Source organism: Virgibacillus ndiopensis, from assembly GCF_900187325.1.
GTDB lineage: Bacteria > Bacillota > Bacilli > Bacillales > Amphibacillaceae > Virgibacillus_E > Virgibacillus_E ndiopensis.
In genome coordinates this window covers 267397-280906 of record NZ_FZMZ01000004.1, presented here as the reverse complement: position 1 = coordinate 280906, position 13510 = coordinate 267397, and the positions used below count along the sequence as shown (strand labels likewise).

Genomic DNA, 13510 nt, shown 5'->3' with positions numbered 1-13510 from the left:
GCTAATGGTGCAGATGGGTGCAATAAAGTTTTCTATTTTCTATTTAAGCTATTTATAGTAATTAGCGTAAGGAATGATAATCAAGAGCATAAAAATTTCAGATAAAAAGGGGGGGACAATCCGTTGGTAGAATTATCGCGCTCTCAAAAATTTGCTTTAAACTATATTACAAACTATGCTCGTAACTACAATAAGGAAGCTAAAGCAACAATTCATCATATACTAAAGATGTCCAATATTTCTGTTGATGTTTTCGAAAAAGCCGTTAGCTGCTTAAAGGCTAATGGAAGAATTGGACTTCATTTTCACCCAGATAGACCAGTCTCATCTATGAAAAGTGTTGCTGAATCACTATTGGAACAGGGAATATATAAGAACCAATTTGAAACGCTAATATCAAACGGTAAGGTATCTGCTCATCCAGGAGGTGAAAGAGACTTATGGGAGAATAAAATTTTTGGAGGAGCATACCAACTGGATGGAACAACCAATGACCAACGCCCTAAATATGGTGCATTAAATTTGATGCTGCACCCAGATGGACCGGTTCCACGTTTTGGTTCCTGTTATTTCCTTCTTTCTCCTAAAGTCTCACATCGTTCAACATTCACCTATTTAGATTCGCACCAAGATCCTAAAGAAAAGGGAACTTATGAAGCGTTTGATTTCATAATGTCCACGCTCCTGGAAGAGGTGTTTGTAAGAGATTCAGCAATTGGAGAATCTCAATTGACGCCTAGTAAATTAATAAAACATTTGTTCACAAATCTTGAAAAGACGTTTACATATCCAGCAAATAAAGAACCAAACCGCAATCTTAATCACTATATTGAAGCTCAAATTCATGGCGATATTTCACTTAAAGATGACGTCGAGGTGCTTGTTGCAGATCCTTCTTTTAAAGAAACAAAAATTGGGATTACCTTAGAAAACATCTGCCGTATATACTCTATTGAATTATATTGGCATGGTGGCTTTTCTCTTAATGTAGAAGAAGTCCCTTCAGACTTTAGAGGATCAACAATGCCGTCGCTTGCAAAACGTATTGCAAAAAATAATAGTATCAATGCACGTGTAATTGGGTTGGCTGTAATGGATTTACATCGTAATCCTCAAAATTGGTTAGAACGCGGATTATTTAAGGAAGTTCTCCAGGAATTGAAACTTTTGTGGCATGTACTTGTTAAATACGGGAAGCATTATTAGACATAGGAATAATTCGATTAGAATGCTATCGTGTTTGTAAATTTGATTAATGAGTGAGATTATTCAACAAGGTTTATGCTTGTGCTAGAAGTAGCAGCTGTGTTTAAGAAGTCATTATAATTTATAAAACGAAATTGAGGGAATAAAATGGAGTTTGAATTCGTAAAAGTAGAAGTGCTTTTACCAAAGGAATATATAGAACAGTTAAGAGATGAGCTTAATGTTATTGGCATTTTAACTGTAGGAAATTACGATAATGTTGTTTCCTACTCTATCTCAAAAGGATATTGGAGACCATTGAGTGAATCAACACCTTTTAATGGTAATAAAGGGGAAATTTCGTTTGGAACCGAATGTAAAATGGAATTTAGATGTAAATACAAGCAAATTGAAGAAGTGAAAAACCTAATTAGAAGTGTCCATCCTTATGAAGAACCTATTATAAATGTGTTCCCCTTATTAAGTTAAAAGGTGCAATTATTAGTGCAGTATTATTGAATAAGAAGGAAGATATAAAAAATACAAAGGAGATTAGATATGATTGGTTTGCTTAATCTTGGCAGCCTTGTGCTAGGACTAATTGCTTGGATACTTCCTGCTATCAATCTCATGCGATTTGAAAAGCAAAAATATAGAAATTGGGCCGCTCTTTCCATAATGAGCATCAGTGCTTGTGCTATTTCGCTATGTTTACAGATTTTCTATAACTATCATCTAGTAAAGATTGCGGATTGGTCTGCACTTATGGACATTACAGGCGCTGTGGTGTTCATTGCAGCAGTACTTCTCACCGTTACCATCATATTGAATGTAATTACTCTGATTATATATCGTAATAGAACAGCAAAGTAGGACTGTCAACTTCCAGTTTGTAAGGTTGAAATAAAGGGTAATTCGCCTTTTCTTATTATAGTTGTCATTGGCACGATTGGATTTTTGGTGGATATTGAAATTACTGATAAGCAAATAGAAAAGGGTGCATGGTGGCAAACATATTTGCCAACTCTTTTGGGGCTTTTACTTGCTAATCCAGGAGTATTTTATGCTGCTTCCAATGGCCAAATTCCATCCAATAATTATCTTATATTTTCGATTAGCATAGGTATCTTTTTATTGATTTTGACTTCAAGCTATGAAGTATGGAGGAAATACAGAACATATTTATAAGATAAACAATAATAAAAAAGTGAAAGATTTAAACAAACAGGGGCAATCGTGAAATAAGACTGCTCTTGCAGACACTCTGAGGGGGACTTATGTGAAGATTCGGCTAACTGAATACGATGAAAATTGGATTCAAATGTTTGAAAATGAAACTCGACTGTTAAGGCAGGTATTTGGTGATGAAATTATTACATTCGAACATTTTGGAAGTACTTCTGTTCCAGGTATGAAAGCCAAGCCTGTTATTGATATGATGTGCCTAGTGAAAGATATAGAGAAAATTGACGAATTTGATGAACAAATGCAATCTTTAGATTACGACATTGCTGGCGAGTGGGGAATTGCAGGTAGACGATTATTTCGTCGAGGTGGGGAAGAAAGAACGCACCACATTCATTTCTATCAATTTGATAATCCCGAAATAAAACGGCACCTGATTTTGCGGGATTATCTAAGAACTCATCCTCAAGAAGTCAAGCGTTATACAAATATAAAAGAAGAGTTGGCTCAACGTTATGACAATACAAAGTTCTACAGTAAAGCCAAAAAACCTTTTGTTCAGGAAATGGAAGAGAGAGCATTGGATTGGTTTGAGAAATATCGTATGTGGTGAGAGGAGGAAAACGAATGATTTCAGAACTTAAAAGGTCTGAATTTTATAAGTGTAAAGAATTATTATATGAACAAGGACACTTAGAACCAAAATCCATAGTTGAAGGGAAAAATTCTGGTCGCATATTTGTGGATGATATTATTACTCCTACTTCTGGATTTATTTGGTTGGGAAGTAATAATGGATTTATCTTTATTGGTAACGAAGAAAATGATGGATTTAATTTTGAGTTAAACAATTTTTTTAATACAGTAAACCAGATGCTAGAAAAGCTGGTTTAACGGCTTTTGAAGCGATAGGTAATCATTCGAAATGGAATAAGACTTTCAAAAAAGTATTTGGCGAAAATTTGATTGATTACAATCAAAAGGTTTATGAATTACAAAAGGATGAATATAAAAAACAAAATGAACCTGTTATCGAGCATGGATATGAAATTATAAAAATCACTAAAACTATCTTGGATAACAAAGATTATTTAGCATATGAAAACATTGGATTTTTGCATTCGAAAATTTTAGAGTTTTGGACTTCGATTGAAAGGTTTTTAAATTATGGTGTTGGTTATTGTGTTGTTTATGAAAATGAAATTGTAAGTGTTTGTTTTTCAGGTGTAGTGGCTGGAAATGTACACGGTATAGACATTGAGACTTTAAAGCATCATCAAGGAAAAAAACTTGCACAAAAAGTGGCTCATACTTTTGTAAAAGACTGTATAGAGAATAATAATACTCCATATTGGGATTGTATGGAGATAAATAAACCATCTGTTTCAGTTGCAGAAAATATAGGATTTAAAAATAAATTTAATTATATATGGTATAGTATCTCTTTTGAATAAATTTCTTTTTTAATTAAATGGTGCAATAACTGAACAGGGATTTGTCGATTGGCAGCTCCTATTGCTTATTGTGTTAACTAGCAGGTTAGTTGAAAAAAGGGGGTATTCTATGAAAAAATTTGTAGCAATATTAAAAGATAAAAAGAAGGGTGAACTAACCAAGGGTTTATTAATTAAGCACTTTGAACACTTAAGAAACCTTAGTAAAAAATCAAAACTTTTTATTTGTGACCCCTTTAAAGATAACGATAAGATGTATCTATTCAATTAACAGGTGGGTAATTCTAGAAGGATTAACGCTGTTTTATGTAGAAGTTATTATACTAAAGAAGCAGGATAATTGAATAAAGAAGATTGAAAAGAAAGTAATTCACAAAAAAAGGAAGGTATAAAAGGTGGACTTATTACTTTGGATAACTATTGGTTTCATAATAATCGGATTTGTTGTTCTCACTTCTATGAAAAAAGGTATGGAAAGTAAGCTCGCTTTTATAACAGCAAATATGGAAGACGAGGAAAATTCAACAAAAGCTAAATCCATAATTTGGTGGATAGTGAGTACCACAGCTTGGGGAATAGTGAGTATGATTCTTATTGTTTGGTGGTTTCATAATCACTTTGGATAACTGTTGGTTCCAAATGTACTTAAACAAACGGGTGCAATAGCTTAAAAGAGCTACGCCGATCTAATCAACGTAGCTCTTCCTTATCCTAATACTTTTTATAAAACTCTTGCCGAATCCTCCCGCTTAATTGAGCGTAAATTCTTGTTGTTCGCTTTTTTCGTGACTTAATAGGCTTTGAATAACTTCTAGTGGAGCTCCATTATTCAACAGGTGGATTTGCGTAACTATGCCTTAACTGGTGAGGATGTATGGTCTTATTTATTCCTGCATGTTGGGAAATCCGCTTAATGATATATCTCATTTGAGCTATACTCATCCTATGTGGAGAACGTTCTGTAACAAATATAGCTGGATCATTATCTTCTCTACTATCTAAATATTCCTTTAGCCGAATATCGCATCGTATATTGAAGTACACTTCTCGTTCTTTATCTCCCTTTCCACGAACAATAGCAGATTGATTCCCCCAATTAATACTATTTCGGTCCAATGAAACTATTTCTCCTATTCGGCATCCAGTTGAAAACATAAACTCAAATAAGGCTTTCTCTATAGGAGAAAAACACGCATCCCTAAGATACTCAATTTCTCTTTCAGTAAGAAATTTTGGAATCCGTTTACCTACTTTTGGTTCCTTTATTTTACTAGCTGGATTTAACTCAATAATCCCTTCCTCGTGTGACCATCGAAATAGGGAACGAATAAATCTGATACGATGAGACAAACTTGATGGTTTTAGGTTATTACTAGATTCAGCTAAATAACTCTTTAGTTGTAGAGTTGTTATAGTATTCATATTGATATTCCCAAAATGTTCAATTAGTAGTTTTGCTTGAAGCCTATAGCGTTTAATGTTTGTGCAGAAAAACCCTCAATTTTCTTATCTGCCTCATACCCTTTGCAGCATCCGATAATAGCATAATAGCTCACTCCCAAAATTATTATCATCATTATCATTACCAGACGGGTTGAATAAAATAATTTTTTGAATAATTCGGATGAATTGATGGAATTTAATGTTAAAATCAAACTAAGTTATTGATCTAACGGGGCAGTTTAGCACAATAGGAATTCAAGTAAACATCGTCTTTAGAAAATAATTATTGAGATATTATACGAACTGAAAAAAAGATTAAAGGACTGATTCAGTTGGAAATTAGAAAACCTAATGATTTTGAACTAAAAAAGGTATTATCACTTTCTCCCCAAGCTATTTTTGATGGAGCATTAGGTGAGGTAGAACCCACGAAAGAAAAAATTGACCAACTTGTTAAACCACTTTTGGAAAAGGGAAGCTATTATTTGATAGCAACCGAGAACGATAAATTAATGGGTTGGATTCTAATAGGGGCAAGTAAAGACCAATTTACTGATAAGATGAATGGATTTATTTACGAACTATTTGTTCTACAAGAATTTAGAGGTAATGGAATTTCCAAACTGTTAATGAGAGCTGGTATTGACCAACTAAAACAAGGTGGATACTCAGAAATCCGTCTAAGTGCATTTGCAGGGAATCAAGCAATTAAATTGTATGAAAAGTTGGGATTTGGCATTAGAACAGTTACTATGAGTTTGCAATTATAAGAAGCTACCTTATATCACTAACGGGTGCGTTAGTCGAATAAGGGATTTAGTGATTTTAAGAATGATGTTATATTACAGTTATTCCATTAAAGTGCGCATTCTAGAATAAAAAATGCACTTCTCTTGCTTAGAGAGAGTTTTTGATAAGGGAGGCTAGGGTGTGAAGCTAATAGACAAAACGCTAGAAAGATGTAGGGAAAGAATTAAGCTATTTTTAGCTTTGGATATTCTTTTTACTCTTTCGGCAATCTATTTTTCTATCCGGATATTATTTATTTCGACTGATGTATTGGTAAATGAAAAATATTCGACTGACTTTCCAAATGTATTAATGCTTGCCATGACCTTTTCCTTAGGAATGACTTATGCTATTCGAGTTGTTGAAATGTTAATTACAGGAAAAATAAAATATTTTTTACTGTATCTTTTTACTGCATTATATCCGTATTAGAACTACGGTGGCTTTTTATTTTATAAAATCTATGATTATGGCAGGAACCCTTTCTTCAACTATTGAGGTAGGTTAGTGGAAGAGTCCAGATTGCGCATAAGGATTATTGCTTCAATGATAAGTTTAAGCGATTAAGAGGAGAGATGTAGTATCGGTGTAAGAAAAAAAGTAATAACAAGAAAAAACGTTATTATCTTAGTAGCAATATTAGTATCCATCGTGATTGTTTTTTATAACTATAATAAATCGACTAGCTATTTTGGGTTTGTAGAAGTAGGGGAATTAGGTCATATTGATAATGAATTTATTGTAACAGTTGAAGGGAACTTCGGCATTAAGACATCTGTGTTTGACGAAAATGAATTTTTTACCATTTTTGAAAATGAAGAACCAAGAGACGGTAATATAACTATGATATGGAATTATTTATCAGAAGGAAAAACTTTTTATGTACTATTAAAATCTTATGATAATCGTAGTCAGTTTGATTTAGAAAGAATCTATATTGATTAAAATAGTTGAGCTATCTTTTCCCAGAATCAGACGCTTTTCCCTATAAGGATAAGCGTACGCGGCATATTCTGGTGTATAAAAGGTAATATAGGGGGGATTAAAATGCCAACTTGCGAGAATTGCAACAATAAATGGAGCTGGAAACAAACGATTAAAAAGACGACTACATTGAACCCTGAAATGACTTGCCCTTATTGCGGAGAAAAACAATACCAAACACAAAAATCAAAAACAAAAGCTGCCTTTCTAACTCCAATTATTTATTTGCCACTCTTTACTCTAATTTTCTTTGATATTCCAGGAGTCAACTTGTTCACTTTATTCCTTGTTTTAATTATTATTGTTATATTTTTATATCCATTTTTAGTAGAAATAAGTAGCAAAGAGGAATATATTAATTTTTTTAAGGATAAACAGTGAAACGATTAATCAAGAATCTGGGGCATTTCCGATATAAGGATATGTGTTTTTATTTTAGATATTACATATTGATATAAAGCAAAATAATGGAATACTAATACACAGGAGAAATACGGAAGGTGGAATTGAATTTGCCAGCATACTTGTAATGGTTGAGCAACTAAATAGTACTTTTCTTTTTAAACATTATTGTTTAATTACGGGTGAAGTGTGCCTATTTTTAACCATTACAGGGAACGCAGGATAGTTAGTTGTTTTAATTCCAGCGGGATACCTATAAGGTGTTCCGCTTTTTTAATGGGAATTTTTTCTCCATTCAACCGTTTTTGCGTTCCTCTGAATAAATAAGAGGAACGGGTGTATGAGTTTTAATAATTTATTCACTTATGAGATCATTGCTCAGGAAACACCTTATATAAAACGAAATTGTAGTTAATGTAAAACGAATACAGAATTTTATTGTAGTGAAAAATTCAGGGGGAATGCGAATCAGAAAATAGTTGATATTTGGCTTATTTATAACTGTATACATTGTGAGGGAACTTGGAATTACCCTATTTTATCGAGAGTAAATATTAATAAAATTGACTCTATGCTAATTCAAAAGTTTATGAATAATGATAAAGAGACAATCTGGTACTATGCCTTTCAAATCAACAAATTAAGAAAAATATGTAATGATGTAAATACAGATATACAATACGAGTTAAGAAAAGAAAAGCTCGATTCACTATCTAATGAGGTTACTATTAGAATTTGCTATAAATATGATTTTGGTCTTAGAATCGATAAACTAATAGCAAAAATCTTTGGCATCTAAAGGTCAAAAGTAAATAAGTTGTCTCAGAATGGAACTATATTACTAAATCCAAACATTACTATGAAGAGCAAAGTTATCGATAATTTACAAATTACAGTCATAGGTGATTGGTACAAAGTTGATGATTTGACATAATAGTCCATTATCGTTGTTATATTTTGAAGCTGGCTAAGTTAAAGAAATTTGGTGTGAAAATAGTGATGGTGCTAGCTTCATTAGCTTTACAGTTATTCCATTATGGGACGCGATTGGATGCTACTTCGTTTTTAAACTGAATATTTTTCGATTATAATAAAGAAAACATATAAGGAAGGATGTATCATGACCAAACACAAAATATATACAATGAGTTTCGCAAAAGTCTATCCCCATTACGTAACGAAAGCGGAGAAAAAAGGACGTACGAAAGAAGAAGTCGATGAAATCATCTGTTGGTTGACAGGGTATAGCCAAGAAGAGTTAGAATCGCATCTGGAAGAACAGACAGACTTTGAGACCTTTATTACGGGAGCACCACAACTGAATCCTTCGCGGTCTATGATCAAAGGTGTAATCTGCGGTGTCCGTGTGGAAGACATAGAAGAGCCAATAATGCAGGAAATCCGCTATTTGGATAAGCTGATCGATGAGTTAGCAAAGGGGAAAACGATGGAGAAGATTTTGCGGAAAAAATAATTAAAAGCGAAGAAACACTGGTTCTATGCAAAAAGGATTGGTGTTTTTTTGTTGAAATGAGAATGGTGGTATGGGAAGAAGGGCCAGTCTCTCTTCTTCCCCGCCACTCGTATTTTGTTCGTACCTTGCGTTTTATACGAAATTTTGAAATAATTAGGATGATTTTGTGAACGGTAAAATGGGGCTGATTTACATGGTGCGTGGTACCTTGGACCACCGCTTGGATTCTGGAGTGAGTTTTTGATAAACCGACCGGACCCCCCACTATCTGAATAATAAAAATTTAAGGTGAAGGGAGAAGGCAAATGAACCTAGGATTGATGGATATTTTTCGCATGGAATATGACTTTTGTTGGGATACGGAGACCTGGTTTTTATCTTTAGAACCTGCTCTTCAGGGGTTAAATTCCGCAGATGCAAGCTGGCACCCCCCTGGAGGAGGGAATACAATTTGGCAAACTGTGAACCATCTAAACTATTACAATGCTCTACTTGTTAGACAAATCAATGACACAACGCCTAGAAAAAAAGGATCTACTAATAAGGTTGCATTTGGAGATATCGGGGAACCAGATTCTGAAAAATGGAAGGCTATTTTGGCAGAGGATACATTTGGAGATATCGGCGACCCAGCGGATTCTGAGAAATGGGAGGAAGTCTTGGCAGACGCACACCTAATTTGTGAGGATTTGCGTAAATCACTGGCACAAGTTAATGACAGTCAGCTTGAAGAGGAACTTGTTGGGGGGCTGGCCCGTCAGATATTGCACACCGTATACCATATAGGGCAAATTGTATTAATCCGAAAGCAACAAGGATCTTGGCCAAAAGAGCGAGAATAATTTGTATCATCCACTATTGGGGGGTAATACAGTCGCTTGTATTTTTAAGGTATGAAGTATGGAAAAATGAGTGAGAAGCGGCGATAAATGAATAAAAGTGAATGCAAATCGGAAATCATGAAGTCAACAGTATAAGCATGGGAGCTCTTTAGATTCTGTATGTTCAATTAAATTATATCATTTATTTTTATGAATTATTAGTCTTTATATTTTCCTTTTTATTGGTAGTGTTGTACTTACCAAAGAATGGAGGTAGATTAATGATTGATTATAGAATTAAAACAAAAGATAACTTTACTGAAAAATTAGGGGAACTTGCATGTATGCTTGAACATTCGAGGGAAGTTACGTTGAGTGAAATCTCTCATTTAAACCAAAAAGATTTAGATTACTTACCAAATGACAGTTCAAATTCAATTGGTTCTCTTTTATTACATATTGCATCAATTGAGTATGTTCATCAAGTTATTTCGTTTGAAAAAAGGGATTTAACAAAAGATGAATACCTAAAATGGGGAACAGCTTTGGAATTGGGAGATAAAGCAAGAGAAGGCATTAGAAATCTTTCTATTGAATACTATTTAGATAAATTATCAGAAGTTAGAGAATTTACACTAACATATCTAAAATCGAAGGATGATAAGTGGTTGTTTGAGGAAAACAAATGGGATAATGGAATTTCTTATAACAATTACTATTTATGGTTTCATGTTATGGAAGACGAAATCAACCATCGTGGACAGATTAGAAGAATTAAGAGACTATTGAAAAATAGGTAAATTCTCTTCACTATCTGGTGAAAAAGTAAACAAGGCGATCATCAATTTGATTGTCTTTTATTTATGGAAGTGCGTTTTGAATATTATGTTAATATAATATTAATTGGATTTTGAAAGCTAACGGAGTAGTTTTCTTGAAGAAGATTTAACTGATTAAAAACTATTATCTAACGGATATACTATATTTCCATTTAAAAAGGAGGATGAAGATGTGGAGATAATTGAGCAATGGAATCAAGATGATAGTGATTATATCAGGAAGAAAGTAATCGAGCATAATATGGACCAACTTCCTGATGGACTTAAAACTCCGAATGAGGATATTAGTTTTGTTTTAAAAGATGATGAAGGAGCAATAGTAGGCGGAATTACAGGCAATATGTTTTGGCATCATATGCACGTTGACTTCATATGGGTGGACAAAAGTGTTAGGGAAGAAGGGTATGGAAGTATACTTCTGAAAAAATTGGAAGACTATGCAAAATATAATGGATGTAGATTCATTTACTTAGATACATTTAGCTTTCAAGCACCAGAATTTTATAAAAGGAACGGATATGAAATTTTCGGAATTATTGAAGATCATCCAAAGGGATTTAACCAATATTTCTTACAGAAAAGATTTGAAATATAGGGCTTTACTTTTAATACGAGATTGCATTCTTGTGCAAGTATTTTAGTAGTTTTCTTAAAGAAGGTTAGGTGCATTTTTTACTGAAGGTGGGCCATAAGAGATACTCTATAAAATTAAATACGAAATGATTTTATTCCTGAAGATGCTTTTGATGATGCAATTTTTTGTTGTTCTTAATATGAATATGTAAGTATTTTTTAGTAAAGCAACTGGAGCGATTTATAATCGTTTCTTGTACTAAAGGTACATTTTAGTGGAAGAGTTCAAATTAATCTTTGTTCAGCAATCGGGCTGTGTCTGGGCACTTAGATATTGTACTTTTATTTAGATAAATATAAATCCGACAGCGAAAGAAGTTCACCTTTGAATTTAAAATACATAGGGGTGCTACATATGGACACAGAAGGCATCGCGGTAGATGCATTAAAGCAGAATATACGTTTTAATCCATTACTAAAAGGTTATGAAATAAACGAAAATGATAAAACTCCTTCCTGGGATGGGGAAATTTTTGTTTATCATAAACTTGGAAAAAATAAATCTTATAAAAAATCGAATTTAGATGGCAAAGTCCCTATACAGGTAAAAGGGAAAGAAGTCAAAAAACTGCAGGGAGACTCCATTAAGTATCGACTTCATAAAGATGATTTAAACAACTATTATAAAGATGGTGGCGCTATATTCTTTGTTGTGGAGTTTACGGACCCCCTAAACACAAAAATTTATTATGCTTCTTTACTGCCGTTTGATTTAAAACAAATTTTAAAAGAGATGGGTATAAAAAAAAGTATAAATTATGAATTTGCATCATTACCAACCGGAGGCCAAAGTTTAACAGCGCTTTGTCGAATGTTTTTAATAAATAGCAGGAAACAATCGCATAATGTTATGGACAAAGCTATTTCCTTCAATGACAAAAAACCTGGTCGTTTACGTTTTGTTGTTCCTGCAGATATGGACCCCCGGGATGCGCTTCTTAATTATGATATTTATATGTATCAACCAGCAGACCTCAAAATTGACGAAACCACCACTTCCATTGATATCCCGGTACAAAGGGGGAAAATAACAAGTTTAATTGAGTGTACCGGTGTTACAATTGGCATCAACAATGAAGTGGTTTATGCTGATGTTTCTCGAAAGTTAGAAAACGACAGAAAAACATTGAGATTTGGACGAAGTTTTCAGCTAGATATAAAAGATTTGGAGGATGCAAGAACCCAAAAAGTGAATATCAATTTCAAGGAGGGCGGTACATTCGGGGAAAGATTGAAAGATTGCCAGTTTATGCTCCACATCACAAAACAAAAAGAATTGGAAATAAACGGACACGTTTTAGAGCTAAATCATAATCATACTGAATTGATCGAAGAGCTTCCGGAGCATATTGATTCACTTAAAGAAACTATCCAGGTTTTTAAGAAATTAAATGCTTCTTTTGATGTACCTATTGTGGAAATTTCAGAAGAAGATTATCGCCGCATTGAAATATTAAAACGAATATTTTTAAATGATAATTACAGTGATCTTCATGTTAAAAATGATGGGTTTATCAAAATGGATATTGCCAACAGAAACTTCTTGCTGTTTGCTTATCACGATACCAACCAAGAAGTAATTATATTAAATGGGTGTGATTGGAAAACTTTAAGTGAACACGTTGAGTTCCTTGTACAAGAAGAAGGCGGCGAACAAAAAGGTACCATAAGTCCTTATGTCTGTAATAAGGTTGATGATCTTATTGCAATGGCAAATTTTAATTTAGAAGACGTAAAGAGTTCTTATCTTTCTATTGATTACAATTCAGATGTGGCCAAGTCCAAAGCCAACTTACATTTATTAGAATTTCTTGCGCATTATGATCAACAAACAGATAAAAACGAGGATATTCTACTGATGCTGGAAGAAGTTTTTCAATATATTCGTTCATTTGAAAAAAGCGATGATCATTATTATATAAATCAAATGCAAGTGGTTAAACGAATGCGGGAATTTACTTCTGAAGAAAAAGAAGAAATCTTACTGAGAAAAAATGATTCAGAAGATACATTTATTTTGTGTGGGTATCTTCTTTTGATGGACAATGAAATGGAATTTGATATCCATTTTGATAAATTAACACAAAAAGAAAAAGAGTCATTTAAGGACTTTCCTATTTATAATCTGATTAATATAATTTAATACTTTCATTTTTAAGACCTTAATATTGCCATCCAGTTGACCCACCGTCGCCATTTTTCTGAGCCATCGATGACAAGAAAATGAGCCAGTCATATCAAAGGTGAGCCAATCACTGGAAAACATCAACTTTATAACCGCATCGTTAGTCGCTTGCCCTT

Annotated in this window: 16 protein-coding genes and 3 pseudogenes; 18 read left to right on the top strand and 1 reads right to left on the bottom strand. The window is 33.4% G+C overall.

What is annotated here, in order from left to right:
- Positions 1 to 123: 123 nt before the first annotated feature.
- The 8 genes and pseudogenes from CS937_RS03580 to CS937_RS03550 all read left to right on the top strand — a co-directional run bounded on the left by CS937_RS03580 (position 124) and on the right by CS937_RS03550 (position 4450).
- Positions 124 to 1206 (top strand): DUF3626 domain-containing protein, encoded by a 1083-nt coding sequence (locus CS937_RS03580; RefSeq protein ID WP_099157099.1) that lies wholly within the window; start codon positions 124 to 126, stop codon positions 1204 to 1206.
- 147 nt (positions 1207 to 1353) lie between these two features.
- On the top strand, positions 1354 to 1674 hold the full coding sequence (cutA, locus tag CS937_RS03575; protein WP_099157098.1) for a divalent cation tolerance protein CutA: 321 nt from the start codon (positions 1354 to 1356) through the stop codon (positions 1672 to 1674).
- A 69-nt stretch (positions 1675 to 1743) separates the two neighbouring features.
- Positions 1744 to 2058: a hypothetical protein gene (locus CS937_RS03570; RefSeq protein ID WP_099157097.1), complete on the top strand. Its 315-nt coding sequence runs from the start codon at positions 1744 to 1746 to the stop codon at positions 2056 to 2058.
- Between the two features lie 87 nt (positions 2059 to 2145).
- Positions 2146 to 2373, top strand: a complete 228-nt coding sequence (locus tag CS937_RS03565) for a hypothetical protein (protein WP_099157096.1) — start codon at positions 2146 to 2148, stop codon at positions 2371 to 2373.
- Between the two features lie 91 nt (positions 2374 to 2464).
- Positions 2465 to 2983 (top strand): GrpB family protein, encoded by a 519-nt coding sequence (locus tag CS937_RS03560; RefSeq protein WP_099157095.1) that lies wholly within the window; start codon positions 2465 to 2467, stop codon positions 2981 to 2983.
- A gap of 14 nt (positions 2984 to 2997) precedes the next feature.
- Positions 2998 to 3824: pseudogene (locus tag CS937_RS03555) on the top strand (GNAT family N-acetyltransferase).
- Positions 3825 to 3933: 109 nt separating this feature from the next.
- Positions 3934 to 4095 (top strand): hypothetical protein, encoded by a 162-nt coding sequence (locus CS937_RS19335; RefSeq protein WP_176555735.1) that lies wholly within the window; start codon positions 3934 to 3936, stop codon positions 4093 to 4095.
- A 124-nt stretch (positions 4096 to 4219) separates the two neighbouring features.
- Positions 4220 to 4450, top strand: coding sequence for a hypothetical protein (locus CS937_RS03550; RefSeq protein ID WP_099157094.1), 231 nt, complete (start codon positions 4220 to 4222; stop codon positions 4448 to 4450).
- Positions 4451 to 4535: 85 nt separating this feature from the next.
- Here CS937_RS03550 and CS937_RS03545 read toward each other — a convergent pair.
- A pseudogene (locus tag CS937_RS03545) lies at positions 4536 to 5370 on the bottom strand (tyrosine-type recombinase/integrase).
- Between the two features lie 229 nt (positions 5371 to 5599).
- Between CS937_RS03545 and CS937_RS03540 the strand changes: the two are divergent.
- From CS937_RS03540 to CS937_RS03495, 10 genes and pseudogenes are all read left to right on the top strand, one after another.
- Positions 5600 to 6037: a GNAT family N-acetyltransferase gene (locus CS937_RS03540; protein ID WP_099157093.1), complete on the top strand. Its 438-nt coding sequence runs from the start codon at positions 5600 to 5602 to the stop codon at positions 6035 to 6037.
- A 160-nt stretch (positions 6038 to 6197) separates the two neighbouring features.
- Positions 6198 to 6488 (top strand): hypothetical protein, encoded by a 291-nt coding sequence (locus tag CS937_RS03535; RefSeq protein WP_099157092.1) that lies wholly within the window; start codon positions 6198 to 6200, stop codon positions 6486 to 6488.
- A gap of 219 nt (positions 6489 to 6707) precedes the next feature.
- Positions 6708 to 7001 (top strand): hypothetical protein, encoded by a 294-nt coding sequence (locus tag CS937_RS03530; RefSeq protein WP_099157091.1) that lies wholly within the window; start codon positions 6708 to 6710, stop codon positions 6999 to 7001.
- Positions 7002 to 7103: 102 nt separating this feature from the next.
- Positions 7104 to 7421 carry a TIGR04104 family putative zinc finger protein gene (locus CS937_RS03525; protein ID WP_099157090.1) on the top strand — a complete coding sequence of 106 codons (318 nt, stop codon included), beginning with the start codon at positions 7104 to 7106 and terminating at the stop codon, positions 7419 to 7421.
- 493 nt (positions 7422 to 7914) lie between these two features.
- Positions 7915 to 8241, top strand: a pseudogene (locus CS937_RS19650) (DUF1062 domain-containing protein); the annotation flags it as partial.
- 321 nt (positions 8242 to 8562) lie between these two features.
- Positions 8563 to 8916 carry a DUF2200 domain-containing protein gene (locus CS937_RS03515; protein ID WP_099157089.1) on the top strand — a complete coding sequence of 118 codons (354 nt, stop codon included), beginning with the start codon at positions 8563 to 8565 and terminating at the stop codon, positions 8914 to 8916.
- Between the two features lie 305 nt (positions 8917 to 9221).
- Positions 9222 to 9758 carry a DinB family protein gene (locus CS937_RS03510; protein ID WP_099157088.1) on the top strand — a complete coding sequence of 179 codons (537 nt, stop codon included), beginning with the start codon at positions 9222 to 9224 and terminating at the stop codon, positions 9756 to 9758.
- Positions 9759 to 10018: 260 nt separating this feature from the next.
- Positions 10019 to 10537 carry a DinB family protein gene (locus CS937_RS03505; protein ID WP_099157087.1) on the top strand — a complete coding sequence of 173 codons (519 nt, stop codon included), beginning with the start codon at positions 10019 to 10021 and terminating at the stop codon, positions 10535 to 10537.
- 211 nt (positions 10538 to 10748) lie between these two features.
- On the top strand, positions 10749 to 11171 hold the full coding sequence (locus CS937_RS03500; RefSeq protein ID WP_099157086.1) for a GNAT family N-acetyltransferase: 423 nt from the start codon (positions 10749 to 10751) through the stop codon (positions 11169 to 11171).
- 393 nt (positions 11172 to 11564) lie between these two features.
- Positions 11565 to 13352, top strand: coding sequence for a hypothetical protein (locus tag CS937_RS03495; RefSeq protein WP_099157085.1), 1788 nt, complete (start codon positions 11565 to 11567; stop codon positions 13350 to 13352).
- Positions 13353 to 13510: the final 158 nt, after the last annotated feature.